This window comes from Rhizobium sp. LARHSG275 (genome assembly GCF_052871115.1).
On record NZ_JBIXJN010000026.1, the window covers coordinates 30,250 to 54,711 of the forward strand.

Genomic DNA, 24,462 nt, shown 5'->3' on the forward strand with positions numbered 1-24,462 from the left:
ATTTCGCCATGCAAACGATGCTCGAAGAGATGCGCCGCTTGACGGCCCATGCTGAAAACCGCCCGACGGAAACCGGCATCCCCGGCATCCTGATGGTCAAGGGCGAGATCCCCGAACACAAGCTTGGCGCCGTCTATGAGCCGATGGTCAACCTGATCCTTGATGGCAGCAAGACGCTGACGATCGCCGGGCAAGACTATTATTACGATCCAGCGAGCTACTTCGTGATATCGATCGATGTGCCGGCGACGGGCATGGTGCAGCAGGCAGGTCCCGACCGGCCCTATATCGGCGTCAGCCTATCGCTCGATCCGGCGAGGGTCGCAGCGCTTCTCCTGGATCTTCCGCCGCAATCCTATCAGGAGGGACAAACCGGCGGCTATTCCGTCTGTCGCATGACGCCGGAACTTCTGGGTGCCTGGCTGAGGATGCTGCAGCTCATGGAGCGCCCACAGGATGTCCCTGCCCTTGCCCCGGCCTACGAACGCGAAATCCTCTATCGCGTGCTGCAGGGACCGCAGGGCTGGATGCTGCGCGATATCGCAGCACCTGATAGCGCCCTGTCGCGGATACGGCTCGCCATCCGCTGGGTTCGCGAACACTATTCGGAAGCGGTCGAGGTCGAAAAACTCGCCGCCCTCACCGCCATGAGCGTCTCGGCCTTTCATCGCCATTTCAAAGCTGTGACGGCGATGAGCCCGATCCAGTTCCAAAAGCGCATCCGCCTGTTGCAGGCCCGCCAGCTTCTGATTTCCCAATCCGGAAATGCATCCTCCGTCGCCTATTCCGTGGGCTACGAAAGCGCTTCCCAATTCACCAGGGAATATGCACGCTTCTTTGGCCAGCCGCCGGCGCGCGACGCCTCGCTGATAAGAGAAAATATCAGGCCTGCCGCCTGATGCTTTTTGGGTCTAGTGCCCGCTCTTGGCTGGCGGCGCCTCTTCGGCAGCGGCTTTTGCTGGAGTGGCTGCATCCTTGGGCGCTACGCCGTGGCCGCCGGCTCCCTTGCCCTCACCCTTTGTGGAAGCAACCGCGACCGGGTCGACGCAATCCTCGGGATCCTTGAAAGCGGCGCTGAGCATGGCGATCTCGTCAAACGGCATCTCTATCCGCTCGCCAAAGAACAGTCCGTTTTCGCTGGCCTTGCCGTCATAGTAGCGCGCTGTATAGGACTTGTCGTCGAGGCCGGGAACGGTCTTGTCGGGATGCGGGATATAGACGACATCGGCGCCGATCGCGCGGCCGCGAATGTCGGCACGCAACGTCGGGCCGTTCTCGTCGAGCACCACCACCTGGACCAGATCCGGCTTCTGCGCGGCATAAACGGCTTGGGCGACCCGAAGCGCGGTCTTGACGCGGGTCATCCCATCGGTCGGTTCGGTCTTGATGTATTTGCGTACCCAGACGTGGTCCTGCTTCCGGATCGTCACCAGGTTGACGTCGCTGCATTCGAGCCCGTAGCTACCACCAGCTGCACCGATCAGCCTGTCCTTGCCGACATAGACCGCCGCACCGCCGGACACGCCCATGAGAAGAGCGACTCCACCGATGATGATTGCCAATTTCCGGGAAGGCCGGAAGATGCGCAGTAAGGCCTTCACGCCAACTGCTCCGCCATCTGAAACTCCAACGCAGGACAAGTGCTAAGAACGCTAAGGAAATGACGTTTCCGAAAGTTTAAGTGGGCATGCGAAGCCTGACCCATTTTGGGAAAACACCAAAAAAGGTCCGCTTTTCCGGCCGCTTGCCACGGCCTGTTCCGCCATGCTCTAAACGCCCATGGCCTTCACGCTTCGCCAGGTTCAATATTTCGTCGCCGTCGCCGAACAGGGTTCGGTGACGCGAGCCGCGCAGAATCTTTCGATCTCGCAATCCTCGGTGACGGAAGCACTGAAGGAGCTCGAAACCGACCTCGGCGTCGAGCTCTTCGAGCGCCATCCGCGCGGCCTGACGATCACCCATAACGGCCACCAATTCCTGCGTCACGCGACGAAGATCCTCGCCTCTGTCTCCGATGCTCGGACCAGCTTTTCCGGCCAGCAAAGCGCTCTTTCCGGCACGCTGAACATCGGCGTTACCTCGCTTGTCGCCGGCTACGTGCTCTCCGACCTGCTGGCGCGATACCGCCGCGCCTGCCCGGGCATCGAGGTCAGCGCCATCGAGGACAATGGCGGTTATCTCGAACATCTGCTGGTCGGCGGCGAATTGGATGTCGCCGTCATGGTGATATCAAACCTGCGCGACCGCATGGCGCTGCAGGCGGAAATCCTCGAGACCTCGCCCTATCGACTATGGCTGCCGATGGGCCACCCACTGGTGTCGGCCGACATCATCTCGGTCGCCGATATCGCCCGCGAACCGCTGATCATGCTGACGGTCGACGAAATCGAGGAGAACACCGGCAAGCTGCTCTCAGCCCTCGGCGCCCGCCCGCATGTCGCCTTCCGCACCCGCTCGGTGGAAGCGGTGCGAAGCCTGGTTGCGACAGGCGCCGGCGTAGCCCTGCTTCCCGATCTCGTTTACCGACCATGGTCGCTGGAAGGCGACCGCATCGAAAGCCGCGATGTCTCGGGCTCGCTGCCGGTCGTTCAGGTCGGCATGGTCTGGCGCAAGGGTTCCAGCCTGCCGCAGGCAGCACGCGATTTTGTCGGCATCGCCGAAAGCATGCGCTCTGGCCGCGTCCGCTGATATCGGAATTTCCGATATCGCCTTTCTGATAAATGAATTTGCGAAAGCGAACTTTTCACGTCACCTTTTCAGCCGGGAACAAAGCGCCACAGAAGTGGCACCAAACCGGGAGACGGATGATGACGAATCTCTTGAAATCCTGCACGGCAGCGATCACCTGCTTGAGTTTCGCCACGCAGGTGATCGCCGCAGAACCGCTCAAGGCACTCGGCAAGGGCGAAGGTGCGGTCAGCATCGTAGCCTGGGCCGGCTATATCGAGCGCGGCGAAACCGATAAGAATTACGACTGGGTCACCGATTTCGAAAAGGAGACCGGCTGCAAGGTCTCCGTCAAGACCGCCGCCACCTCCGATGAAATGGTATCGCTGATGAACGAGGGTGGCTTCGATCTCGTCACCGCATCGGGCGACGCCTCGCTCCGCCTCATCGCCGGCAAACGTGTCCAGCCGATCAACACCGATCTGATCCCGAGCTTCAAGACCGTCGACGAGCGCCTGCAGAACGGCCCGTGGTACACGGTCGGCGGCGTGCATTACGGCGTGCCCTATCTCTGGGGGCCGAACGTGCTGATGTACAATACCGACGCCTTCAAGGATAAGGCGCCGACGAGCTGGAATGTGGTCTTCGAAGAGCAGACGCTGCCCGACGGCAAGTCGAACAAGGGCCGCGTCCAGGCCTATGACGGTGCGATCTACATCGCCGACGCCGCGATGTATCTGATGGCCCATAAGCCGGATCTCGGCATCAAGGACCCCTACGAGCTGAACGAGGACCAGTACAAGGCCGCCCTCGACCTCTTGCGCGGCCAGCGCAAGCTCGTCTCCCGCTACTGGCACGACGCGATGATCCAGATCGACGATTTCAAGAACGAAGGCGTCGTCGCTTCCGGCTCCTGGCCCTTCCAGGTGAACCTGCTGCAGGCCGACAAGCAGAAGATCGCCTCCACCTTCCCGGATGAAGGCGTGACCGGCTGGGCCGATACCACCATGCTGCACGCCGACAGCGAGCATCCGAACTGCGCCTATATGTGGATGGAACATTCGCTGAAGCCTAAGGTCCAGGGCGACGCCGCCGCCTGGTTCGGCGCCGTTCCCTCCGTTCCCGCCGCCTGCAAGGGCAACGAACTGATGGGCGATGCCGGCTGCGCCACCAACGGCTTCGATCACTTCGACAAGATCAAGTTCTGGAAGACCCCGGTCGCCAAATGCGCCACCCAGAGCGAATGCGTGCCGTACCATCGTTGGGTGTCGGATTATATCGGCGTGATCGGCGGGCGGTAATTTACGTCCTCACCGAGATGACCGTTGTAGCGTGAGACCCCTTCCCAACCCCTCCCCACAAGGGGGAGGGCTCCGAGTGGCACCGCCGAATTCCTGCCGAAACACCAAGGTATTTGCGAAAGGGGTACGGCAGATTAAGCCCCTTCCCCTCGTGGGGAGGGGTTTGGGGCGGGGTCATATGAACCAAGACCGCAGCCTCTCTAAAAGCAAAGAAGCCGGAGCCCCCAATGACGTCAGCCGTCCGTTTCCAGCAGGTATCGCGCCATTTCGGTCAGGTTCGCGCCGTCGACGGCGTCGATCTCGAGATTGCGCCGGGCGAGTTCTTCGCGATGCTTGGCCCCTCCGGCTCGGGCAAGACGACGTGCTTGCGATTGATAGCCGGCTTCGAACAGCCGACATCGGGCCATATCCAGATCTTCGGCGAGACGGCCGAGGGCGTCCCGCCCTATCGCCGCAACGTCAACACTGTATTCCAGGACTACGCGCTCTTCCCGCATCTGAACATCCTCGACAATGTCGCCTACGGGCTGATGGTCAAGGGCATCGGCAAGGCGGAGCGGATGAAGGCAGCAGGCGACGCCCTCGATCTCGTCAAGCTGCCGGGTTACGGCGCCCGCCGCCCCGGCCAGCTGTCCGGTGGCCAGCGCCAGCGCGTGGCGCTGGCCCGCGCGCTCGTCAACAAGCCGAAGGTGCTGCTGCTCGACGAGCCGCTCGGCGCCCTGGACTTGAAACTGCGCGAACAGATGCAGGAGGAGTTGAAGAGCCTGCAGCGCGCGCTCGGCATCACCTTCATATTTGTCACCCACGATCAGGGCGAGGCCCTGTCCATGGCCGACCGCGTCGCCGTCTTCAACGATGGCAACATCGTGCAGGAGGGCACGCCGCAGGATATCTACCGCCGCCCGAAGAACCGCTTCGTCGCCGATTTCGTCGGCTCGTCGAACGTCATCGCGCCTGATCTGATGGCCTCGTTCGGCGGCGAAAGACGCTGGGCAAGCCTTCGTCCCGAAGCAATCCGGCTGGCAGGCGACGGCGTCGAGGCGCAGGTCGACAATGCGAGCTTCCTCGGCGCAGCCACGCGCCTCACCGTTGGCCTCCGGGGGGTGCGGCTGCATGTGATGCTGCCGGCGGGCGCAGATGTGCCTGTCGTCGGCGCCGGCATACGCCTTGCCTGGCAGCCCGGCGATATCCACTACATGGATGACGCGGCATGACGGCGATCTTCATCACCTCCAATGAGGCGACATCGATTCTTCCGGGGCGCGGCGGCCTCTTCGGCCGGCTGTCCGATGTCTTCTGGCGGCACCCGAAACTGCTGCTCTTCCTGATGCTGACGCCGCCGCTGCTTTGGCTCGCCATCATCTATATCGGTTCGCTGCTCGCCCTGCTTCTGCAGAGTTTCTTTTCGATCGACGATTTCTCAGGCCTGGTGAATTACGAATTCACCCTTTCGACCTATGCGCAGCTTCTAAACCCGACGAATTTCGACATCATCATCCGCACTTTCGTCATGGCAGCGCTGGTGACCATCGCTTCCGCCTTGATCGCTTTCCCGATCGCCTACTACACAGCGCGTTATGCGCAAGGCAAATGGAAGGCGCTTTTCTATCTCGGCATCATGCTGCCGCTCTGGTCGAGCTATCTCGTCAAGATCTACGCCTGGAAGCTCATCCTCGCCAAGGAAGGCATCCTCACCTGGATCTTCGAGAAGGTGCATCTCTCTTGGCTGCTGGACGGCATCCTGAACCTGCCTGTTATCGGCGGCAATTCGCTTTCGGTGAGCTACCTCGGCACCTTCATCGTCTTCGTCTATATCTGGCTGCCTTATATGATCCTGCCGACACAGGCAGCCCTCGAGCGTGTGCCCGGCAACCTGATCGAGGCCTCGTCCGATCTCGGCGCCACGCCGCGCCAAACCTTCCGCACCGTGCTGCTGCCGCTGGCATTGCCCGGCATCGTCGCCGGCTCGATCTTCACCTTCTCGCTGACATTGGGCGATTATATCATCCCGCAGATCATCGGCTCGTCCAGGCTCTTCATCGGCCAGGCGGTCTATACCCAGCAGGGAACGGCCGGCAACGTGCCGCTGGCGGCCGCCTTCTCCGTCGTGCCGATCGTCATCATGGCGCTCTATCTCTGGCTGGCCAAGAAACAGGGGGCCTTCGATGCGCTCTGACCTCAAGACATCGCCGCTTCCCCTGAAGATCGCAGCGGCCGGCGGGCTGCTCTTCCTGCACCTGCCGATCCTCTTGATCTTCGTCTACGCCTTCACGACCGAGGAGAAGAGCTATCAGTGGCCGCCGCCTGGCCTGACGCTGCAATGGTTCGCGGTTGCCTGGAACCGGTCTGATGTCTGGTCGGCGCTTGGGCTTTCCGTGCAGGTCGCCGTCATCGCCACGGCGATCGCGCTGGTGCTCGGCACGCTCTGTGCGGCAGCCGTCAGCCAGACGAAATTCTTCGGCCGCGAGGCGATCTCACTGCTCGTCATCCTGCCGATCGCCCTTCCCGGCATCATCACCGGCATTGCGCTGCGTTCCGCCTTCAGCCTGTTCGATATTCCGTTTTCGGTCTGGACCATCGTACTCGGTCACGCCACCTTCTGCGTCGTGGTCGTCTACAACAATGCGGTCGCCCGCTTCCGCCGCACCTCAGGCTCGCTGATCGAGGCCTCGATGGATCTCGGCGCCGACGGCTTTCAGACCTTCCGCCATATCATCCTGCCGAATATCGGCACCGCACTTCTTGCCGGCGGCATGCTCGCCTTCGCGCTGTCCTTCGACGAGGTCATCGTCACCACCTTCACCGGCGGCCAGCAATCGACCTTGCCGATCTGGATGCTCGAAGAGCTCATCCGCCCGCGCCAGCGCCCGGTCACCAACGTGGTCGCCATGGTCGTTGTGCTCGTTACCTTCCTGCCGATCCTGGCAGCCTATTACCTCACCCGCGACGGCGACCAGATCGCCGGCGGCGGCAAATAACAGGGAGAACATCATGGATATCCAAATGTTGATCGGTTCCCGCTTTGAAAAAGGCACGGAAACGGAAGAGCACGTCCTGAACCCAAAGACCGGCGAAACGGTGCTGGACCTTGCCGAAGCGTCGCTTTCCCAGGTCGACGCTGCCGTCGATGCCGCCGAAAAGGCCTTCAAGAGCTGGTCGCAGACAACGCCCGGTGAGCGCTCCGGCTACCTGCTGAAGATCGCCGATGCAATCGAAAAGGATGCCGTCGGCTTCGCCACGCTGGAAGCGCTGAACTGCGGCAAGCCGATCAATGCCGTGTTGAACGACGAAATCCCGGCGATCGTCGATTGTTATCGCTTTTTTGCAGGCGCCGTGCGCAACCTGCACGCACCGGCGGCCGGCGAATACCTGCCCGGCCACACCTCGATGATCCGTCGCGATCCAATCGGCATCGTCGGCTCGATCGCGCCGTGGAACTATCCGCTGATGATGATGGCCTGGAAGCTGGCGCCAGCGATCGCCGGCGGCAACACCGTCGTCTTCAAACCCTCGGAGCAGACGCCGTTGACGGCGCTGAAGATGGCCAAGCTACTCTCCGAAATCCTTCCCGAGGGCGTCGTCAACGTCATTCTCGGCCGCGGCGAAAGTGTCGGCAATGCGCTGATCAATCACGCCAAGATCGGCATGGTGTCGATCACCGGCGATGTCGCCACCGGCAAGAAGGTGCTGCAGGCTGCTGCCAAGACGGTCAAGCGCACGCATCTGGAACTCGGCGGCAAGGCCCCGGTCATCATCTTCGACGATGCCGATATCGATGCCGTCGTCGCAGGCATCCGCACCTTCGGCTATTACAATGCCGGCCAGGACTGCACGGCCGCCTGCCGCATCTATGCCGATGCCAAGGTCTACGACAATTTTGTCGCCGACCTCTCCTCCGCCGTCTCGAGCATCCGCTTCAACCAGGCCGACGATACCGAAAACGAGATCGGCCCACTGATCTCCAAGCGCCAGCGCGACCGCGTCGAAAGCTTCGTCGCCCGCGCTTCCGAGCACAAGCACATGGAAATCACCGCCGGTGGCAAGGTCTCCGGCGACAAGGGCTTCTTCTTCACCCCGACGGTCATCGCAGGCGCCACGCAGGACGACGAGATCGTCCGCCGCGAGGTCTTCGGCCCGGTCGTCTCGGTCACCCGCTTCTCCGATGCCGACGACGCGGTTGCCTGGGCAAACGACAGCGACTACGGCCTGGCCTCCTCCGTCTGGACCAAGGATATCGGTCGCGGCATGAAGACCGCCGCCCGCCTGCAATATGGCTGCACCTGGATCAACACGCATTTCATGCTGGTCAACGAGATGCCGCATGGCGGCCTCAAACAATCGGGCTACGGCAAGGATATGTCGGTCTACGCGCTGGAAGATTACACGGCGGTGCGCCACGTGATGATCAATCACGGCTGACGGCGAAAGGATATCCCACGGATATGAAGCGCGCCTCCGGCCGAACGACTGCTCGACGCGACATCCGCCGCGGAATATCTCAAGCCGTGTGGCCGTAAAGCGCCAGCAATTGTTCGCCGCCGCTCCAGACCATGTCGAACGCGACATAGACGATGATCGCAAGGCCGATCCAGCCGATCCACCTGAAGCGGTTGAGCAGCTTGGCGACGAAATTCGACGCGACGCCCATCAGCAGCACCGAAAGGAGGAGGCCGAAGATTAACGCGTTTGTGTTCTCTTTCGCAGCACCGGCAACGGCGAGCACATTGTCCAGCGACATCGAGATGTCGGCGAAGATGATCTGGCCGATCGCCTGCCGGAAGAGCTTCGGCTTGATATGGGAGACCGCATCGCCGGCATGAGCTTCCTCCGCTTCCGCCGAGAGCAGCTCGCAGCCCATCGTCCAGCAGATCCACAGCAGCATCAGGCCGCCGGCAAGCGTGATGCCGGTGATGACAAGAAGCCTGGCAGCGATAACGGCGAAGATGATGCGGATGACGGCCGCCGCTGCAATGCCGACGGCGATCGCCTTGCCACGCAGCTCGCTGACGAGGCCGGCAGCGACCATGCCGATGACGATGACATTGTCTCCCGACAGCAGGAGATTGATCACGACGACTTCGAAATAAGCGGAGATTGTATGCTGGTCCAGAAAAGCTGGCATGAGGACGGAGCTTTCATCGATGGGCAAATCGACAATCTCTTGAAACAGATCGTATAGGCTTTGAAAAGAGCCGCATTTCCCTAGAGAGAACGCCAGCCCATTTCAAATGAACTGGAACAATTTGCCGGTTGCTGCGTCTTTCCCAGGCAACCGCAAAGGATGACGTCATGTTGAAATGGGCTCTGATATTTTTCGTGATTTCGATCATCGCCGGCTTCTTCGGTTTCTCCGGCGTCTCCGCCGCCACCGCGACGATAGCCCGCGTTCTCTTCGGCATCGCGCTGGTGATCTTCCTGATCTTCCTCGTCCTTGCACTGATGGCCGGCCAGGCGGTTCTGTGACGGCTCGGCGCAGCCTAAAGCATGTAGAGCAAAAAGTGTGCGGCGGCTTTGCAAGCACGACATGTGGAAAGCAAAGGGAATCGGAAAGATCACGACGCGCCTTAGGCTCGTTCCGACACACGATTCGGAGGAGAGGTTGAGATGGAGGGGCGGCGCGGCTTCTCGCCCCTCTGCTCGGCCCTCCGGCAATGGGCGGCGGCCCTTTTGATCCCGCCGCATATTCCACGTGCCATCGTCATTCGTTCGCTTGCCAAGGTATGCTTACTTCGGCGCATGGTCACGACAACGCCGCCCTGAGCCAGGGATGCATCCCGGCCCGCTTTCTCAGCAGCCTGTCGATCGATATGGCTCCCGCACCCGAAGCCGCCAGGACGAACATGCCGCCGGCAATCGCCAGGTCTTTCTCGAAATGCAGCAGCTCGTTCTGGCTCGCAAAGTTCGTGTGAAAGAGCAAGGCGGTCGCCAGGCAGAAGAGCGCCAGCGCCAGTGCGCCAAGCCGGCTGAGGAAGCCTGTCGCAACGGAAAGGCCGGCGCCGATCTGAAGGGCAATGGTGGCAAGCGCGATCGGCGCCGATAGTCCCAGTTTTGCGAAAATGTCGACGGTCGCCGTGATATCTGCCGCGAGCGACCAACCTTCGTGCAGGAAGATCAGCGACAGCAGGAGCCTGCCGAGGAAAAGAATGAGATCGGCCAGTCCGGGCCGGCTTGAGGCGCTTTCCATCATACCCTCCAGTTAGAAGAGCAGGCGGCTCTCCCGCCTGCTCTTGCGTTCATATGCTCGTCAATTGCCGTCCTTGGCCGCGATGACCTTTTGCAGATCTTCGAGTTCCTCGCAGCCGCTCGGACAAAGTTGCTTCAGCGATGACACCTGCTCCTCCGCCTTCGCCATATCGCCCGTCTCGACATAGAGTTCGCCGAGATATTCACGCGCTGCCCTGTGATCGGGCTGCAGCTCCAGCGCCTTGGTGTAGTAGGTCAGCGACGTTCTGTAGTCGCCGGTCTTGCGCAGCGTATATCCCATCAGATTATAGACATCCGCCTGCTGGTTGTCTTCGGCAAGACCGCGAAGCTCTGCCAACGCACCAGCATAGTCCTTGGCATCGATCTTGGCGCGCGCCGAGGTCAGGTCGGGAGCGTCTGCCGATTGCATGTTGTCGACGGCAAAGGCGGGAAACGCCGTCACCGCGGAGAAGCCCGCGGATATAGCGCAAAGCCAGATGTATCCGAGAATTGCATATTTCGTCATGGTGATCTCCTTTCGGCCTTTCAGGCCTGGATTGTCGGCGTGAAGCCATAGGCGCTTCCGTCCTTGACAAAGGTGCCGGAGCCAGGGAATGGAAAATGTGAGCCGCAAATCGCGATATTGTCGGCAATGATGCGGTCGATAAGACGGCGGCGCGTGTCGATGGCCGTCGGCCCATCCTGGTCGTAGCTGCCTTGCCATTCAGGATGGGGTGCGAGCAGCGCCGGCACATACATGATATCGGCCGAGACGAGCAGCTGCTTGCTGCCGGAGGCGACAAGATAGGTCGAATGGCCGGGCGTGTGGCCGGGCGCGGCGACAAGCTGCACGCCGGGTGCGACTTCGGTACCATCGGCGACGAGCTTCCAGTTCTTCCATTTCGGAAAGACCCCAGCGATGCGCTTGCCTGCCGGTTTGCGGCCTTCGGCGAGCTTTTCGACGCGGCCGGGCGCGGTCCACCAATTGTATTCGTCGGCATTGACGATGAGCTCGGCGTTCGGGAAGATGGGATTGTTGGTGCCCTTTTCCATCAGTCCCCAGACATGGTCGGGATGGAAATGCGAGATCATGATCGTATCGATCTTCGTGTAGTCGATCCCCGCCGCGGCCATGTTCGCTGGCAGATGGGTGGCATTTTCCTGCCACTGGCCGACGCCCGAGCCGGCATCCATCATGATCAGGCGATTACCGAGCTTCAGGACCACGACGGTCAGCGGGATTGGCATGAACTCGGTGGTAAGCCCGGCTTTCGATAGCGCCTCCTTGGTATCCTCGATCGAGGCATTCTTGATGAAGGCCGGGTCATGCGGCTTTCTCCAGATACCGTCGTAGATTGCCGTGATCTCGATATCGCCGACCTTGTATTTATAGAAGCCGACCGCCGGCTCCAGTGGTGTTGCAGCAAATGCCGGCATGACGAATTCAAGCTTCGACGACAGCCCGAATGCAGCCGCCGCAGCAGCCGACCCCAGGACGGCGCGACGTGACATGGTAAACATGATATGCCTCCTCTTGTTGATGGCATTTCTGGTGGCGAAGACGGCTATTGCTCAGATGTCCTCGCTGACAAACTAGATCGCCGGCGGGGCACGCTTATTCCCGATCTTGGGCGTTATTTCTTCAAGCGATTGAAAAACAAGCGTGATTTCTATCGCGTGCGACCAGTATCCCGCTGCATGCGGAAAAATCGGCGCCAGCGTGGAATATAACCGGGTGCCGATCGGTCTAGACGGCAAGGGACCGCATTGCAGCCTGCCGGTCTCACGCCTAAATTCTGCTGCTGTTGAGGCAGGGAGGATGATGACAAACACTCAGATCACCTATCCCGTCGGATCGACCGATTGGACGCTGCTGTTGGCCCGGCACGCGTCAGGGACCCGCATTCGGCCATCACCGCTAGCGGTGTTTCTCGGCGGCGTGGGCCGACTATTGCACCTCATGGTCTCGGAAAAATCGAGCAGCGATCCGATCGCTTCGACGGCGGATGCGACCATGCAGCGCGAGTTCATGCAGCGCTTTCAGGACATGATCGTTCCGCATCTTGACGCGGCCTATAATTTTGCCCGCTTCCTCAGCCGCGACGCAGATGCCGCACAGGATATTGTTCAGGAAGCGTTCCTGCGCGCCTACCGCAATTTCGAAACCTATCGTGGCGGCGATCCGCGCGCCTGGCTCTTTGCCATTGTGAGGAACTGCTGCCACGTCTGGCGCCAGCAGGATCGCCGCAAAGCGCGGTTCGAGCAGCCTATGGGCAATGACGGTTACGCTGACCCTGATGAAGGTGGTGAGTACCAGATCGCCTCCGAGGAGGATTCGCCGGAGACAGAAACGATCCGGCGAAGCGAGCAGCAGCGCGTGCGCGCCGTTATCAGCCGGCTGCCGGAGGCGATGCGGGAAATTCTTGTCTTGCGCGAGCTTGAGGATCTCTCCTACCGGCAGATCGCCGAGATCATCGATGCGCCGATTGGCACTGTCATGTCGCGGCTTGCCAGGGCGCGGCGTGACTTTGGCGAAGCCTGGGATGCATGCAACAAGAGCGAGACCGCAGGATGAGTGAAGCCCAACGGAAAGGCTGCCCGGAATGGCGCGTCATGCTGCACGGCTTTGTCGATGGCGAACTGGATTCCGCCCATGCAGTGCAGTTCGAGGATCATCTTGCCAGCTGCGCGCATTGCAGGGCGGAGATGGAAAGGGTCCGTGCCGTGAGAGAGATCATCGATCAGGATGGCGTCAAGTGGCGGCCGCCGGAGGCACTGCGTTCGCAGGTCCTGTCGATGCTGTCATTCGAACAGGCAGCGGCGGCGTCCAGCCTGCCCCCGCCGCGCCAGGCGCCTGTCTGGCACCGCGCGTTGGATTTCATTCGGAAATGGAGCTTCGTGCCTTCGCTCGCGGTCCTGGCGGCAGGCACCATCCTATTTGTCAACGCGCCGTCGCAGACTGTGCTTTTGCAGGACCAGATCATGGCAAGCCATGTCAGGTCGATGATGGCCGATCATCTGACCGACGTGCTGACCTCGGATCAGCATACAGTAAAACCTTGGTTCAACGGCAAGGTCGATTTTTCGCCGCCGGTCAGCGATCTCGCCAAGGATGGCTTTCCGCTGGTCGGCGGACGTGTCGACTATATCGGTGATCGCGCCGTTGCGGCCCTCGTCTACCGGCGCCACGGCCATGTCATCAACCTGTTCATCTGGCCGACGGCATCGGCCGCGCAGACGACGACGGTGCATGACGGCTACAACATGACGCAATGGTCGGATGGCGGGCTCGTGTTCTGGGCGATTTCGGATGTCGCCGCGGGCGACCTGGCCGAGTTCGAGTCCGTCTTCAGGGCGGCGGCGAGAGCATGATGCCTAAAAGTGTGAGCGGTTTTCGGATGACATCACGCTCCAGTTTTTAATGATCTAAAGCAGGCTCGCCCCGACATTGATCGCAAGCGCCAGGATCGTCGTGTTGAACAGGAACGACAGCACCGCATGCAGCAGCGTCAGCTTGCGCATGCTGGTCGAACTGACCGCGACATCGGCCGTCTGAGCGGCAACGCCGATGGTGAAGGAGAAATAGAGGAAATCCCAGTAGCCGGGCTCCTCTATTCCGTCAGGAAACTTGAGCCCGCCTTCTTCGTCCGAAACACCATAGAAATAGTGGGCATAATGAATGGTGAAAAGCGTGTGCAGGAAGACCCAGGAGATGAGGATCGTCAGCACCGCGACACCTGCCCGTGCCAGCGCGACATTTGGTGCCGTCTCCTTGATCGAATGAAGTTCGAGACCGATGCCGGCGATGCTGGCAAGTGCCGCACCGATCGAAAGAGCCAAGAGGACGGTGTCGGAGAAATCGAGATCCGCGGAGCGTTTCCGGATGCTTTCCACCGTCGCCCGCAACATCTTGCGCCAGCTGAGCGCGACAAAAACGCCGGCGCTGACATTCCAGCCGAACAGGATGTTGCCGGCGCTGACTTCGCGCGAGGTCACAGCCAAGAAGACCACCAGCCCGGCAAGTGCGGCGATGATGAAACTCGCGTGCTTATAGGCAAATGCCATCAGCGAATTTGCTCGTCCCTCATCCGCCATATCAGTCTCCGACAGCATATGCCCTTGATAACAGCACGAAAAAGGCGCGCCTGCCAGCCGGCAGCCGCGCCTTCGATTGCATGCCGTGCCTTATCAGGCGGCGGCCAGCTGCAGTTCCTTCTGCACCATGGTGCGCAACGTTCCCAGATCCTTGGCGAAGGCGCGGATGCCTTCGGCGAGTTTTTCCGTCGCCATCGCGTCTTCGTTCACCATCCAGCGGAAGGTCCTCTCGTCGACGGAGACCTTCGGATCCGGCATGCGGCTCTCCGGCGAGAGCTTGCGCTCGAGCTTGCCTTCATCCTTGGCGAGCTCGTCGAGCAGGTTCGGGCTGATGGTCAGGCGGTCGCAGCCGGCTAGGGCTTCGATTTCGCCGGCGCTGCGGAAGGAGGCGCCCATGACGATCGTCTTGATGTCGTTGGTCTTGTAATAGTTGTAGATTTCACGGACGGAGATGACACCCGGATCTTCCTCGGGGGTGAACTCCTTGCCGGTCGACTTCTTGTACCAGTCGAGGATGCGGCCGACGAAGGGCGAAATCAGGAACACTTTGGCGTCGGCGCAGGCGATCGCCTGGGCCTTGCTGAAGAGGAGCGTCAGGTTGCAGTCTATGCCTTCCTTCTGCAGCACTTCCGCGGCGCGGATGCCTTCCCAGGTGGAAGCGAGCTTGATGAGGATGCGGTCCTGACCGATGCCGCGATCCTTGTAGGCGGCAATGATTGCGCGCGCCTTGGCAAGCGAAGCCTCGGTATCGAAGGACAGGTCGGCATCGACCTCGGTCGAGACGCGGCCCGGGACGAGCTTCACTAGGGCTGCACCGACGGAGATGGCAAGACGATCGGCGACGGCAGAAGAAACGGCTTTGGGATTGCCGCCCTGCTTCTTGCCCCAGGCGACGGCTTCCTTGACGGCGTCGGCAAACATCGGCGTGCCGAGAGCCTTGAGCACGATGCTGGGGTTTGTCGTGCAATCCACAGGCTTCAGGCGGGCGACGGCTTCGATGTCGCCGGTATCGGCGACCACGGTGGTAATCTCACGGAGTTGGTCAAGCTTGGATGTCATGGTCAATAATCCTTGTTGAACTTGGGCTGCGACCGGCGCGCGTTCCGCCGGGCAAGGTGATCTACCGAGAGGTAGTTTGCATGCTGCAGGCGAAAAGGCGCGCATCCGTTACGGATGATTCATAAACGTGAAGGACAGTGGCCCTGTTCCGGCCGCGAACGAACGGCAGCTCAAACGCAAGCGATGCCGCTTGCGGCTGGAGGGCCAGTCGTGACTTTCGGTATGCCCGCACTATGTCCTCCTCGGACGGACAAGAACGACGTATGTCACCCGGACTATCGCCATTTGCCCTACGAAAAGTCAAGGACATTTGTGCATTTCAATTGACATAAGTGTCACACCCGTCATTATCCCCGGCAACAAGGGCGTCGCTAAGGCCTTTCATCCCATAAGGGATCTAGGGCACGAAATCGTGCGGAGGAGACGTGGTCAAGCTCAAACGCGGTACGCACACGGCCTATTCGGAGGCATCCTCGCTGCGGCTAAGGGCGGCATGGCTCTATTACAACGAGGGTCTGACCCAGAAGGATGTCGCCGAACAGCTCGGCATCAGCCGCACCACCGTCATCCGCCTGCTCGACGAGGCGATGAAACGCAGCGAAGTCCAGATCTGGATCAACGATTCGATTGGCGACTGCGTTGAACTTTCGGTGAAGCTGGAGCATGCCTTTGGCCTCGACGAGGCGATCGTCGTCCCTGCGCCGGTCAATGGCGACGTCAATTCACTGGCTAAAAATGTCGGCCTGGCGCTTGGCCAGTTCCTCTCAGAAGCGATCCCGAACGACTACACCATCGGCGTCGGCTGGGGCCGCACCATGACCGCCTCGCTGTCGAGCTTCCGGCCGCCGCGCCGCGCCAATTGCAAGGTCGTCTCGCTGCTCGGCGGTATCGTCGCCGTGCATCAGACGAACCCGATCGATTACACATGGCGACTGGCAAACCAGCTCGGTGCCGAATGCTACATGTTCCTGGCGCCGCTTCTCGTCGATTCCATCGATACCAAGCGCAATCTGATCGAGAAATGCGGGCTGGACACGATTTATCGTCTCGCCGAGAACCTCGATCTGGCGATCGTCAGTTGCGGCGATATCGGCCCGCATTCGACCTCGCTGTCGGAAGGCTGGATATCGAAGGCCGAGTTGCAGGAGTTGATCGATGCCGGCTGCGTCTGCGACACGATGTTCAACTTCCTCGACAAGGACGGCAATTCGGTCGACCATTCGATCAACCGCCGCGTCATGTCCGTCGACCTCGACACGCTGAAGGAGGCAAAGCACATCGTGCTTTCCTCCGGCGGCGCCCATCGCGCCGTGGCGATCCGTGCGACGATCAAGCGCATCGGCTGCAACACGCTGATCACCGACGAAAGTGCCGCACGAGCGTTGCTGGAATTGGCGGAGACATAACGGCTTGAATCTTCTCACCAGCAGGGGTCCGAAGGACGGGTCGAGACCCGTGGCTCGACCTCGGTCGGTGCCGGCAGGCGGCTGGGGGAGCGAGCGGTCGCAGCGATAAGCGGCGAATGACCCACCGCTTCGCTCCACAAACCCGCTCAGGCGTGCGCCGATTCCCAGCCGAGCATCGCCCGTTTGCGGGTGAGGCCCCAATGGTAGCCCGTCAGCGCGCCATTCTTACCGAGCGCCCGATGGCAAGGCACCACGAAGGAGATCGGGTTTGCCCCGACCGCCGCACCCACGGCGCGCTGCGCCGTCGGCCGGCCGACATCGTTGGCGATATCGGAATAGGTGACGGCCTTGCCGAACGGGATTTTCAGCAGGCTCTGCCAGACGCGCACCTGAAAATCCGTACCGATCAGCACGACACGCAGCGGCTGGTCGCAGGACCATTTGCCGGGCTCGAAGATGCGGGCGGCATAGGGAACCGTCGCCTGCAGATCTTCGACATAACAGGCGTTTGGCCAGCGGCAGGTCATATCCTCGAGACAGGCCCGCTCGTCGCCGGAATCGCTGAAGGCAAGGCCGGCAAGGCCGCGATCGGTCACCATGATCAGCGCCACGCCGAAGGGGCAGATGTGGAAGCCGTAGCGGATGGTGAGACCACCGCCCTTCGCCTTCCATTCGCCGGGCGACATCGCCTCATGCGTGACGAAAAGGTCGTGCAGGCGGCTCGGCCCGGAGAGGCCGACCTCGATCGAGGTCTCGAGCAGCGGCATGTCTTCCTTGCGCAGCAGTCGCTTGGCGTGGTCGAGCGTCACCGCCTGCAGGAAGCCCTTGGGCGATAGCCCAGCCCAGCGGGTGAAGGTCTTCTGCAGCTGGGTCGGCGACTGGTTGAGCCGCGCAGCGATCGTTTCCAGCGAAGGCTGGTCGCGGTAATCCTCGGTGATGAGTTCGATCACCCGACGGACAATGTCATAATCAGGGCCGTCAGGCGTGATGTCTGTCTGCAGGTTGGCAATCATATTCATCGTCTTTCTCCTTGTAACAAGGAGATAGTCAATAGGGGGTGAGCAAACCACCCGTTTCTTGCGCGGCCGCTGGATAGAGCAATGCCAGGAAAAGTGCGAAGCGGTTTTCCGTCCGGAATTGCGTAAAAACTAAAGTTAGAGCGGTTCTGCGCTTCCGTGAAAAGCTGAACCGCTCTAGCTCAGATCCGCTGCTTGACCGTCGCCAGTGCTCCCTTGAAGGCCTTGGCGAAGCTTTCGCGATCGTCGGGATTGAGGAAGGAGCCGATATCCGTACGCCGGCCCTCGCCGAAGATATGCATGGAAAGGATGCCGATCTCCTGGTGCCGGCGAACGAGGAAACGCGCCCAGAACGGATTGAAATGATGCTCCACCATCCGTCCCGATGGCGCAAACTTACGCACCGACACATCCGTGCGCGACACCGTCACCTGTTCGCGCGCTTTCCCCGAGCGGTAATTCAGCCAGAAGGCGCCGTAGAGAAGCGCGAAATCCAGTCCGAAGAAGAAGCCGATCGGCCAGGCCCCCGTCGCGATGAAGAACATGCCGTAAAGCAAGCAGACGGCACCGGATAGGGCAAGCAACACCTTGAAGCCCCGGCGGCCGAGCGACCGGTGGGGAAAGAGCTCGGCGGCGAAAACAGGCTGCTCGTTGAAGCTGTCGGCGTTGCTTTCCATCATGGCTGCTGAGTATAGAGTTTCCATGGCAAATCCGAAACTCAAATCCGTTACCAAGATGCCTCAGGACACGAAAGTGATCGTCCGCCGCAAACCGCCAGCCGCGGTGCGCACGGCCTATTCCCAGGCCGAGCGCGAGGAGATCTTCCGCCGCTTCTCGGTGCAGCGGCCGGAGCCGAGGGGCGAACTCGAGCACACCAACCCCTTCACTCTCGTCGTCGCCGTGGCACTTTCGGCGCAAGCGACCGATGTTGGCGTCAACAAGGCGACGCGTGCGCTCTTCAGGGTTGCCGATACGCCGGAAAAGATGCTCGATCTCGGCGAGGAGCGGCTGCGCGATTACATCAGAACGATCGGCCTTTACCGCAACAAGGCGAAAAACGTTATCGCGCTCTCGCAGATGCTGGTCGACCAATTCGGCGGCAAGGTGCCGGAGACGCGCGACGAACTGGTGAAATTGCCGGGCGTCGGCCGCAAGACCGCCAATGTCGTGCTTTCCATGGCCTTCGGCCAGGCGACGATGGCCGTCGATACGCACATCTTCCGAATCGCCAATCGCATCAGGCTTGCCCCCGGCAAGACGCCCGACGAGGTCGAGGCGCGGCTGATGAAGGTGATTCCCAGCCATTACCTCTATCACGCCCATCACTGGCTGATCCTGCATGGCCGTTACACCTGCAAGGCGCGCCGGCCCGAATGCGAGCGTTGTATCATTGCCGATCTCTGCAAATCGCCGGAGAAGAGTTGGGATGTGCCGGCTCCGCTGGTCGAGCTACCGCCGCAGGTGATCGGCGAGGCCGTCGAGTAGGACAGCGATCGCCTGCTCGTAATGCCGCCTTTCCGCGCCCGCTTCGATCGCGATCGCCGCGCGATCGAAGGCTGCCGATAGCAGCGACGTCAGCGGTTCGAGCATAGCGCCGGCCTCCGGAAGCATAGCTGCAAGCCCTGCCCGCAGCGTCGCTTCCGCATTCTCTGCATCGATCGTCGCGCTCGCCAGCGGGCCGAGCACGGCAGGTGCCTCGATCAGCAGTAGTCGCGTGCGCCCTTGCGCCATCATTGCATCGAAATAGGCCGAGGCGCCGGCAATCAGCCCGGCACGCGGCGCGTCGTAGGACGCCGAGCGCGCCTCGATCTCCTCGGCCACCGCTTTCGCCTCGCATTCGATGACTGCGCGAAAAAGCGCCCTCTTGTCTTCAAAATGATGATAGAGCGCGCCACGCGTTACCCCAGCCGCCGCAACGATCTCCGGCGTCGCGGTTTCGGGATAACCTTTCTCGACGAAGAGACGTCGACCGGCATCGATCAGCGCCTGTCTCGTCTGTTCCGTTCTCTCGCGATTGCTGCGGCTCATACGTCCTCTTTACATACAAACAGAATGTATGTTAATACCCAAAAACATACAGATTGTATGCAAATAAAAGGAGGAAAGAGATGAAAGCGACGAGCTATTATCCGGTCATCATGACCGACGACGTCGCCGGCACCGCCAGCTTCTATTGCACGCATTTCGGCTTCAAAGCTCTGTTCGAGAGCGACTGGTATGTACACCTGCAATCGGCAGAGGAGGAGCATATCTCGCTTGCCGTCCTTGACGGCGGCCACGAAACCATTCCGGCCATAGCCCGCGGCAGGGTGTCCGGCCTGCTCCTCAATTTTGAGGTCGCCGATGTCGATGCGATCTATGCAGCCTGCCGGAGCGCCGGCCTGCCAATTCTGAGAGAAATCCGCGACGAGGATTTCGGCCAGCGGCATTTCATCACCGCCGATCCGAACGGCGTGCTGATCGACATCATCAAGCTGATCCCGCCAAGCGCCGAATTCGCGGCGATGTACGAGGCCTCCGCCCTGCCCGGTTGAGCCTCAGGCTCGCAACCCGGTGTCCCGTGCGGAAATCAGCTTGTGCAGATGCACCATCATGCCGGCTGCGAAAAGCGGCGTCAGAAGATTGACGATCGGGATGGCCAGAAAGAGGGCGATTACCAGCCCGCCGAGAAAGACGGTGGGGGCATGCTTGGCGCGGAAGAGCCGCGCCTCATCCGGCGAACGGAAGCGCATGGCGGCGAATTCGAAGAATTCCCGTCCGAGCAGATAGCCGTTCACCAGAAAGAACGCGACCAGATTGACGCCGGGGATAAACAGCAGCAACAATGCCACGATATTGCCGAGGATCACCACGCCGAGGAACTTGATCGAACTCGCCATCGCCGGACCGAGCGGCATGGCGGTGCCCGGCGCATCCTTGGGATAGTCGCGCTTTTCGATGACATCGGCGACATCGTCGAGAAACAGGCCGGCGATCAGCGCCGTGACCGGCGACAGCAGCAGCGCCAGCATCAACGCAAGGCCGATACCGGCCAGGATCGCGAAGAGGAAAGCGAGCCATCCCGCCCAATCCGGCAGATCGGGAAAAAAACCCGTGAGCCAGGGAAAGAGGAAGATCATGAAGGCGCCGCGCAGCGCGAACCAGAGGCCGACGAGCACGAGAATCGTCAGGCCGAGTACCTTCCAGAAGACAGAACGCGTTTCCGATGCGAACAAATTGGCGAGCGATAGTCGAGCGGCGTCAAGAATCATGTCCCAGGCGTCTCCGGTTGCGCCGAAGATGTAGGAAAGGTGGAGGCCATCGGCAAGAGAGAATAAAATTGCATTCTGTAATAGAAAACTTGTCGAAAACTGAATGCTAATATAATATTGTAAGGCATCTAAAAATACGCATGGGCCTGAGAAGCAGCTTCCGAGAATAGTTGCAAAGACAAGGGGGCGAGAAAGCGCACCCACGGAACGCCTCTGAGGGGAGACGGGGGAGGCTAACGTGGAAGACTTTGTGCACAAACTCAGGCAATACGCAAAAACCGGCACGCCGGCCGAACGCCGTATCGCGAAATATTTCACCGAACACCTGAACGACCTGCCGTTCGAGACGGCTGCGTCTGTCGCCGACAGGCTGGATCTTTCGCCGATGACCGTCGGGCGCTTCCTGCGCGCGCTCGGCTATCAGGGATTGGACAGCGTCAAGGTGGAGATTCGCGAGACCGTGACAGCATCGCCGGCGCAATTGCAAAGCGCCATGAGCGAGTTGCATGCGGACGCCGCGGCGGGCAAACCGCTCGCTGTGCTGGTTGCCGAACAGATCCAGGCCCTCCATCATATCTATCATCTGACGGCGCAGCCGCACTGGTCGGAAGCCGTCAGTTTGATCAGCACTGCCCGCGAAGTGTCGATCGCCACGCATGCGCGGCTCTCGAGCCTGGCCAATCACTTCTGCCAGCGGCTGACGCAAGCTCGCGACGGCGTGCGCACGCTCGACGCCGCCGACAACCGTTTCGCGGAACTTTTCGCCCGACTGGCAGTCGACGACGCGCTGCTTGTCATCATCGACTGTCGCCGCTTCGCCAAGGCGCGACTGCTGGCCAGAACGGCGCGGCGCTACGGCTATAAGGTCGTGCTCATTTCACCGCAGCAAGCGGACTGGATGGCGGACCAATCGAACGTCATGCTGCCCTTGCCGCCCGCTCGCGCCCCCGATCTCGACAATCTCCCGCCGCTGATCGCGCTGCTCGATTGCCTGTCGGAATCCGTCATCCTCCAAGTCGGAGAGGAGGCCGCACTTCGCCGCCGCCGCATGATGGAATTCGCGACCGTCCTCGGCGAGACGGTAAACCATTAATTTGAACGGTTATACGCAGATTCAATGTGATGGAGCGTCCTTAGAGCGTCGCTTTATTGCATCGTTTCCAATTCGGCGCGGTGCCGGTGCATGGCGAGAAGACGGCGGTAGTCGCGGTCGTAGAGCGCCTGCTTCGCTTTGTCGGGAAGTCGTTCGTCGCCGCCCGGATACATCGCTTCGCCGGCCGCCGCCAGATCCTTGTACAAGCCGCAGGAGACGGATGCTGCGATCGCCGTGCCAAGAAGCACCGCCTCGTTCATCTTCGGCATCACGACCTTGCAGCCGGTCGCATCGCTATAAAGCTCCATCAGCACCGGGTTCTTCACATGCCCGCCGGCAATATGCAGCGTATCGGGCATGTAGCCGTATTCCTTCATCATTTCCAGGATATGGCGGATGCCGAGCGCAATCCCCACTGCAGAGCGCCAATAGAGTGCGCAAAGCCCGTCGAAGGACGTGTCGAGCGTAAGCCCGCTGACAACGCCGACGGCATGCGGATCGGCAAGCGGCGAACGGTTGCCGTGGAAATCAGGCAGCACGAAGATCCGCGCGCCGAAGTCATCGCCCTCCTCGGCCCGCAAGTCGGCGATGCGCGCGACGATCTTCTGATGCAGCGCTGCCGTCGGCTCGCCACCGGCCGCATGCATGCGGACGATGTGGTCGAGCAACGCGCCGGTCGCCGATTGCCCGGCCTCCACCAGCCAGGACTGCGGGAAGACAGCCTCGTAATAGGGACCCCACATACCATGGCTCGGCTTGCGTTCCCGCGAGAAGGTAACGATGCAACTCGACGTGCCGGCAATCAGCGCCAGTTGGTGCTCGCGTTTGACAGGATCGGCGGCGTAGCCGCCGAGCGCGCCCAGTGCGCCGGCATAGGCGTCGATCATCCCGGCAGCGACATGGCAGTCCGTCGTCAGACCCAGCGCTTCCGCCGCTTCCTGCGTCAGCCGGCCGACGCTGTCTCCGACGGGCGTGGTCTCATCCGGCAGATGACCGCGCGCCTGAAGATCCTCGAGGCCGATCCGTTCGAGGAAATCCTGCTGCCAGCCCTCTTCGAGATGGGCGAGATAGTTCCATTTCGCCGTCAGCGTGCAGCGTGAACGGGCGGGCGATCCGGTCGATTTCCACGTCATGAAATCAGCGAGATCGAAGAAATAGCCAGCCTTTTCCCATGTGGCCGGCAGCTTCTTCTTCAGCCACATCAACTTCGGCATCTCCATTTCCGGCGACATCACGTGGCCGGAATGTTCGAGCACCCTGTGCTGCGTCGCCGTGCAAAAATCGGCTTCCTTCAGCGCCCGATGATCGAGCCAGACGATCGTGTCGAAACGCCTCTCCCCGCCTGTGGAAACGCTGAGCTGCCGGCCCTCGACATCACGGACGACGAGCGAACAGGTGGCGTCGAAACCGATCGCTCCGACCGAGGCGGCGGCGATGCCGGATTGCTCCATCGCCCTGCGCACTGCCGTGCAGGCGGCCGACCAGATATCTTCGGAATCATGCTCGGCATGGTTTTCGCGCGGCCGGTTCATCACGATCGGATGCTCGGCCTTGGCGAGCAGTCGGCCGCGTGCATCGAAGACGCCGGCGCGCGCACTGCCCGTGCCGATATCCACCGCAACCACATGATCACGCATCAAGTCTTGGTCCCGTCCAGCTTATGGTTGCGGACAAGGTGTATCAAATCCGGCATGGCGTCAAACACCACTTCCGGCGAAAGGCGGTCGAGTTCGGCACGGTATCCGGCGAAGTTGGCGTGTGATCCGCCGGTGAAGGCGAAGACCGTCATGCCTGCCGCCTTGGCGGCGGCAACGCCGGCCGGGCTGTCTTCAACGACAAGGCAATGAGCCGGCTCGACCTGCATTTCACGCGCCGCATGCAGGAAGAGATCGGGTGCCGGTTTGCCGCGCTTGACCATCGTCGCGCTGAAGATATCGGGCAGCTTGTCGAGAAGCCCGGTCACCGACAGCGACAGCCGGATTCGCTCCATCTGGCTGGACGAGGCAACGCAACAGGGAACCCCAAGCCCGTCGATGGCCGCGGCGATACCCTCGATCGGCTTCAGTTCTGTGCGAAAACGGGCGTAAAGATCGGTGCGGATGCGCTCAAGGAATTCCTCGCCGGCATGAACGTTGAATTCGGTCTCCAGCGTGTCGATGAGAGTAGACAGGCTGCGGCCGAGAAAACGCTCATAAGCCTGGTCTTCGGTGATCGAGACGCCGAGATCGTTCATCGCCCCGACGAGCACACTGATCGAGATCGGCTCGCTGTCAACGAGTACGCCATCGCAATCGAAGATGACCAACCGTGTTTCAGCATCAGCCATGGAAGACCCAACCTGAGTTCAATTCGCACGTGTTACCGTCCCGCGTCGCTCGCAAGGCCGGATGA

The 24,462-nt window shown here is 61.0% G+C and carries 27 protein-coding genes; 14 read left to right on the forward strand and 13 right to left on the reverse strand.

The window, feature by feature from the left end; all coding sequences use genetic code 11:
• Positions 1 to 8: 8 nt before the first annotated feature.
• Positions 9 to 899, forward strand: a complete 891-nt coding sequence (locus ACIPSK_RS28255; protein WP_162119380.1) for an AraC family transcriptional regulator — start codon at positions 9 to 11, stop codon at positions 897 to 899.
• A 12-nt stretch (positions 900 to 911) separates the two neighbouring features.
• On the opposite strand, the gene ACIPSK_RS28260 is transcribed toward ACIPSK_RS28255, so the two are convergent.
• Positions 912 to 1,601, reverse strand: a complete 690-nt coding sequence (locus ACIPSK_RS28260; RefSeq protein WP_162119381.1) for a hypothetical protein — start codon at positions 1,599 to 1,601, stop codon at positions 912 to 914.
• Positions 1,602 to 1,779: 178 nt separating this feature from the next.
• Here ACIPSK_RS28260 and ACIPSK_RS28265 point away from each other — a divergent pair, with 178 nt between their 5' ends.
• The 6 genes from ACIPSK_RS28265 to ACIPSK_RS28290 all read left to right on the forward strand — a co-directional run bounded on the left by ACIPSK_RS28265 (position 1,780) and on the right by ACIPSK_RS28290 (position 8,387).
• A complete protein-coding gene (locus ACIPSK_RS28265; protein WP_017967962.1) occupies positions 1,780 to 2,688 on the forward strand; it encodes a LysR family transcriptional regulator in 909 nt (302 codons plus the stop codon).
• 119 nt (positions 2,689 to 2,807) lie between these two features.
• Positions 2,808 to 3,968, forward strand: coding sequence for an ABC transporter substrate-binding protein (locus ACIPSK_RS28270; RefSeq protein ID WP_162119382.1), 1,161 nt, complete (start codon positions 2,808 to 2,810; stop codon positions 3,966 to 3,968).
• A gap of 227 nt (positions 3,969 to 4,195) precedes the next feature.
• The gene (locus tag ACIPSK_RS28275) at positions 4,196 to 5,182 is read left to right on the forward strand and encodes an ABC transporter ATP-binding protein (protein ID WP_017967964.1); all 987 of its coding nucleotides are present in this window, start codon (positions 4,196 to 4,198) and stop codon (positions 5,180 to 5,182) included.
• Entirely contained in the window at positions 5,179 to 6,144 is a 966-nt protein-coding gene (locus ACIPSK_RS28280) for an ABC transporter permease (protein WP_162119101.1), read from the forward strand. Before ACIPSK_RS28275 ends, ACIPSK_RS28280 begins: the two co-directional genes overlap by 4 nt.
• Entirely contained in the window at positions 6,134 to 6,946 is an 813-nt protein-coding gene (locus tag ACIPSK_RS28285) for an ABC transporter permease (protein WP_162119102.1), read from the forward strand. The genes ACIPSK_RS28280 and ACIPSK_RS28285 overlap by 11 nt, the downstream gene beginning before the upstream one ends.
• A 13-nt stretch (positions 6,947 to 6,959) precedes the next feature.
• Positions 6,960 to 8,387: a gamma-aminobutyraldehyde dehydrogenase gene (locus ACIPSK_RS28290; protein WP_162119103.1), complete on the forward strand. Its 1,428-nt coding sequence runs from the start codon at positions 6,960 to 6,962 to the stop codon at positions 8,385 to 8,387.
• Positions 8,388 to 8,466: 79 nt separating this feature from the next.
• On the opposite strand, the gene ACIPSK_RS28295 is transcribed toward ACIPSK_RS28290, so the two are convergent.
• Positions 8,467 to 9,090, reverse strand: coding sequence for a YjbE family putative metal transport protein (locus ACIPSK_RS28295; protein ID WP_162119104.1), 624 nt, complete (start codon positions 9,088 to 9,090; stop codon positions 8,467 to 8,469).
• 167 nt (positions 9,091 to 9,257) lie between these two features.
• Between ACIPSK_RS28295 and ACIPSK_RS28300 the strand changes: the two genes are divergently transcribed.
• Complete coding sequence (locus ACIPSK_RS28300; protein WP_004678026.1) at positions 9,258 to 9,431, forward strand: DUF1328 domain-containing protein; 174 nt, start codon at positions 9,258 to 9,260, stop codon at positions 9,429 to 9,431.
• Positions 9,432 to 9,708: 277 nt separating this feature from the next.
• On the opposite strand, the gene ACIPSK_RS28305 is transcribed toward ACIPSK_RS28300, so the two are convergent.
• The 3 genes from ACIPSK_RS28305 to ACIPSK_RS28315 are packed head-to-tail and all read right to left on the reverse strand — an operon-like array spanning position 9,709 to position 11,672.
• Entirely contained in the window at positions 9,709 to 10,155 is a 447-nt protein-coding gene (locus ACIPSK_RS28305) for a DoxX family protein (RefSeq protein WP_162119105.1), read from the reverse strand.
• Between the two features lie 57 nt (positions 10,156 to 10,212).
• Entirely contained in the window at positions 10,213 to 10,677 is a 465-nt protein-coding gene (locus ACIPSK_RS28310; RefSeq protein ID WP_017967971.1) for a tetratricopeptide repeat protein, read from the reverse strand.
• A 20-nt stretch (positions 10,678 to 10,697) separates the two neighbouring features.
• Entirely contained in the window at positions 10,698 to 11,672 is a 975-nt protein-coding gene (locus tag ACIPSK_RS28315; RefSeq protein WP_162119106.1) for an MBL fold metallo-hydrolase, read from the reverse strand.
• Positions 11,673 to 11,970: 298 nt separating this feature from the next.
• Here ACIPSK_RS28315 and ACIPSK_RS28320 point away from each other — a divergent pair, with 298 nt between their 5' ends.
• Both ACIPSK_RS28320 and ACIPSK_RS28325 read left to right on the forward strand, forming a co-directional pair.
• Entirely contained in the window at positions 11,971 to 12,726 is a 756-nt protein-coding gene (locus ACIPSK_RS28320) for a sigma-70 family RNA polymerase sigma factor (RefSeq protein ID WP_162119107.1), read from the forward strand.
• Positions 12,723 to 13,523 carry an anti-sigma factor family protein gene (locus tag ACIPSK_RS28325; RefSeq protein WP_017967974.1) on the forward strand — a complete coding sequence of 267 codons (801 nt, stop codon included), beginning with the start codon at positions 12,723 to 12,725 and terminating at the stop codon, positions 13,521 to 13,523. The genes ACIPSK_RS28320 and ACIPSK_RS28325 overlap by 4 nt, the downstream gene beginning before the upstream one ends.
• Positions 13,524 to 13,577: 54 nt before the next feature.
• Here ACIPSK_RS28325 and ACIPSK_RS28330 read toward each other — a convergent pair whose 3' ends face one another.
• Together ACIPSK_RS28330 and tal are read right to left on the reverse strand one after the other, a co-directional pair.
• A complete protein-coding gene (locus ACIPSK_RS28330; RefSeq protein ID WP_162119108.1) occupies positions 13,578 to 14,246 on the reverse strand; it encodes a DUF1345 domain-containing protein in 669 nt (222 codons plus the stop codon).
• Positions 14,247 to 14,339: 93 nt separating this feature from the next.
• Entirely contained in the window at positions 14,340 to 15,305 is a 966-nt protein-coding gene (gene tal / locus ACIPSK_RS28335; protein ID WP_026154552.1) for a transaldolase, read from the reverse strand.
• Between the two features lie 425 nt (positions 15,306 to 15,730).
• On the opposite strand from tal, the gene ACIPSK_RS28340 reads away from it, so the two are divergent.
• Positions 15,731 to 16,711 carry a sugar-binding transcriptional regulator gene (locus tag ACIPSK_RS28340; RefSeq protein WP_017967977.1) on the forward strand — a complete coding sequence of 327 codons (981 nt, stop codon included), beginning with the start codon at positions 15,731 to 15,733 and terminating at the stop codon, positions 16,709 to 16,711.
• Positions 16,712 to 16,857: 146 nt separating this feature from the next.
• On the opposite strand, the gene ACIPSK_RS28345 is transcribed toward ACIPSK_RS28340, so the two are convergent.
• Both ACIPSK_RS28345 and ACIPSK_RS28350 read right to left on the reverse strand, forming a co-directional pair.
• Positions 16,858 to 17,730 (reverse strand): methylated-DNA--[protein]-cysteine S-methyltransferase, encoded by an 873-nt coding sequence (locus tag ACIPSK_RS28345; RefSeq protein WP_162119109.1) that lies wholly within the window; start codon positions 17,728 to 17,730, stop codon positions 16,858 to 16,860.
• Between the two features lie 179 nt (positions 17,731 to 17,909).
• Positions 17,910 to 18,407: a DUF2244 domain-containing protein gene (locus ACIPSK_RS28350; RefSeq protein WP_162119134.1), complete on the reverse strand. Its 498-nt coding sequence runs from the start codon at positions 18,405 to 18,407 to the stop codon at positions 17,910 to 17,912.
• On the opposite strand from ACIPSK_RS28350, the gene nth reads away from it, so the two are divergent.
• Positions 18,406 to 19,212, forward strand: coding sequence for an endonuclease III (gene nth, locus ACIPSK_RS28355; RefSeq protein ID WP_210254227.1), 807 nt, complete (start codon positions 18,406 to 18,408; stop codon positions 19,210 to 19,212). The two genes, ACIPSK_RS28350 and nth, sit on opposite strands and share 2 nt — an antisense overlap.
• Here the strand turns inward: nth and ACIPSK_RS28360 are convergent.
• Positions 19,177 to 19,755 (reverse strand): TetR/AcrR family transcriptional regulator, encoded by a 579-nt coding sequence (locus ACIPSK_RS28360; RefSeq protein ID WP_162119111.1) that lies wholly within the window; start codon positions 19,753 to 19,755, stop codon positions 19,177 to 19,179. The two genes, nth and ACIPSK_RS28360, sit on opposite strands and share 36 nt — an antisense overlap.
• Positions 19,756 to 19,835: 80 nt before the next feature.
• Here ACIPSK_RS28360 and ACIPSK_RS28365 point away from each other — a divergent pair, with 80 nt between their 5' ends.
• Complete coding sequence (locus tag ACIPSK_RS28365; RefSeq protein ID WP_162119112.1) at positions 19,836 to 20,261, forward strand: VOC family protein; 426 nt, start codon at positions 19,836 to 19,838, stop codon at positions 20,259 to 20,261.
• Positions 20,262 to 20,264: 3 nt separating this feature from the next.
• Here ACIPSK_RS28365 and ACIPSK_RS28370 read toward each other — a convergent pair whose 3' ends face one another.
• Positions 20,265 to 20,978 carry a sulfate transporter family protein gene (locus ACIPSK_RS28370; RefSeq protein WP_162119113.1) on the reverse strand — a complete coding sequence of 238 codons (714 nt, stop codon included), beginning with the start codon at positions 20,976 to 20,978 and terminating at the stop codon, positions 20,265 to 20,267.
• A 238-nt stretch (positions 20,979 to 21,216) separates the two neighbouring features.
• On the opposite strand from ACIPSK_RS28370, the gene ACIPSK_RS28375 reads away from it, so the two are divergent.
• Positions 21,217 to 22,071 (forward strand): MurR/RpiR family transcriptional regulator, encoded by an 855-nt coding sequence (locus ACIPSK_RS28375; protein WP_162119114.1) that lies wholly within the window; start codon positions 21,217 to 21,219, stop codon positions 22,069 to 22,071.
• A gap of 53 nt (positions 22,072 to 22,124) precedes the next feature.
• Here the strand turns inward: ACIPSK_RS28375 and ACIPSK_RS28380 are convergent, their stop codons facing one another.
• Together ACIPSK_RS28380 and ACIPSK_RS28385 are read right to left on the reverse strand one after the other, a co-directional pair.
• Entirely contained in the window at positions 22,125 to 23,708 is a 1,584-nt protein-coding gene (locus tag ACIPSK_RS28380; RefSeq protein ID WP_162119115.1) for an FGGY-family carbohydrate kinase, read from the reverse strand.
• Positions 23,708 to 24,397, reverse strand: coding sequence for an HAD family hydrolase (locus tag ACIPSK_RS28385; RefSeq protein WP_017967984.1), 690 nt, complete (start codon positions 24,395 to 24,397; stop codon positions 23,708 to 23,710). The genes ACIPSK_RS28380 and ACIPSK_RS28385 overlap by 1 nt, the downstream gene beginning before the upstream one ends.
• Between the last annotated feature and the right edge of the window lie 65 nt (positions 24,398 to 24,462).

Bases quoted from the DNA above. Each gene is read 5' to 3' on its own strand.
- ACIPSK_RS28255 (WP_162119380.1), top strand. From the start codon at position 9: ATGCAAACGATGCTCGAAGAGATGCGCCGCTTGACGGCCCATGCTGAA.
- ACIPSK_RS28265 (WP_017967962.1), top strand. From the start codon at position 1,780: ATGGCCTTCACGCTTCGCCAGGTTCAATATTTCGTCGCCGTCGCCGAA.
- ACIPSK_RS28270 (WP_162119382.1), top strand. From the start codon at position 2,808: ATGACGAATCTCTTGAAATCCTGCACGGCAGCGATCACCTGCTTGAGT.
- ACIPSK_RS28275 (WP_017967964.1), top strand. From the start codon at position 4,196: ATGACGTCAGCCGTCCGTTTCCAGCAGGTATCGCGCCATTTCGGTCAG.
- ACIPSK_RS28280 (WP_162119101.1), top strand. From the start codon at position 5,179: ATGACGGCGATCTTCATCACCTCCAATGAGGCGACATCGATTCTTCCG.
- ACIPSK_RS28285 (WP_162119102.1), top strand. From the start codon at position 6,134: ATGCGCTCTGACCTCAAGACATCGCCGCTTCCCCTGAAGATCGCAGCG.
- ACIPSK_RS28290 (WP_162119103.1), top strand. From the start codon at position 6,960: ATGGATATCCAAATGTTGATCGGTTCCCGCTTTGAAAAAGGCACGGAA.
- ACIPSK_RS28295 (WP_162119104.1), bottom strand. From the start codon at position 9,090: ATGCCAGCTTTTCTGGACCAGCATACAATCTCCGCTTATTTCGAAGTC.
- ACIPSK_RS28300 (WP_004678026.1), top strand. From the start codon at position 9,258: ATGTTGAAATGGGCTCTGATATTTTTCGTGATTTCGATCATCGCCGGC.
- ACIPSK_RS28305 (WP_162119105.1), bottom strand. From the start codon at position 10,155: ATGATGGAAAGCGCCTCAAGCCGGCCCGGACTGGCCGATCTCATTCTT.
- ACIPSK_RS28310 (WP_017967971.1), bottom strand. From the start codon at position 10,677: ATGACGAAATATGCAATTCTCGGATACATCTGGCTTTGCGCTATATCC.
- ACIPSK_RS28315 (WP_162119106.1), bottom strand. From the start codon at position 11,672: ATGTTTACCATGTCACGTCGCGCCGTCCTGGGGTCGGCTGCTGCGGCG.
- ACIPSK_RS28320 (WP_162119107.1), top strand. From the start codon at position 11,971: ATGATGACAAACACTCAGATCACCTATCCCGTCGGATCGACCGATTGG.
- ACIPSK_RS28325 (WP_017967974.1), top strand. From the start codon at position 12,723: ATGAGTGAAGCCCAACGGAAAGGCTGCCCGGAATGGCGCGTCATGCTG.
- ACIPSK_RS28330 (WP_162119108.1), bottom strand. From the start codon at position 14,246: ATGGCGGATGAGGGACGAGCAAATTCGCTGATGGCATTTGCCTATAAG.
- tal (WP_026154552.1), bottom strand. From the start codon at position 15,305: ATGACATCCAAGCTTGACCAACTCCGTGAGATTACCACCGTGGTCGCC.
- ACIPSK_RS28345 (WP_162119109.1), bottom strand. From the start codon at position 17,730: ATGAATATGATTGCCAACCTGCAGACAGACATCACGCCTGACGGCCCT.
- nth (WP_210254227.1), top strand. From the start codon at position 18,406: ATGGCTGCTGAGTATAGAGTTTCCATGGCAAATCCGAAACTCAAATCC.
- ACIPSK_RS28350 (WP_162119134.1), bottom strand. From the start codon at position 18,407: ATGATGGAAAGCAACGCCGACAGCTTCAACGAGCAGCCTGTTTTCGCC.
- ACIPSK_RS28360 (WP_162119111.1), bottom strand. From the start codon at position 19,755: ATGAGCCGCAGCAATCGCGAGAGAACGGAACAGACGAGACAGGCGCTG.
- ACIPSK_RS28365 (WP_162119112.1), top strand. From the start codon at position 19,836: ATGAAAGCGACGAGCTATTATCCGGTCATCATGACCGACGACGTCGCC.
- ACIPSK_RS28370 (WP_162119113.1), bottom strand. From the start codon at position 20,978: ATGATTCTTGACGCCGCTCGACTATCGCTCGCCAATTTGTTCGCATCG.
- ACIPSK_RS28380 (WP_162119115.1), bottom strand. From the start codon at position 23,708: ATGCGTGATCATGTGGTTGCGGTGGATATCGGCACGGGCAGTGCGCGC.
- ACIPSK_RS28385 (WP_017967984.1), bottom strand. From the start codon at position 24,397: ATGGCTGATGCTGAAACACGGTTGGTCATCTTCGATTGCGATGGCGTA.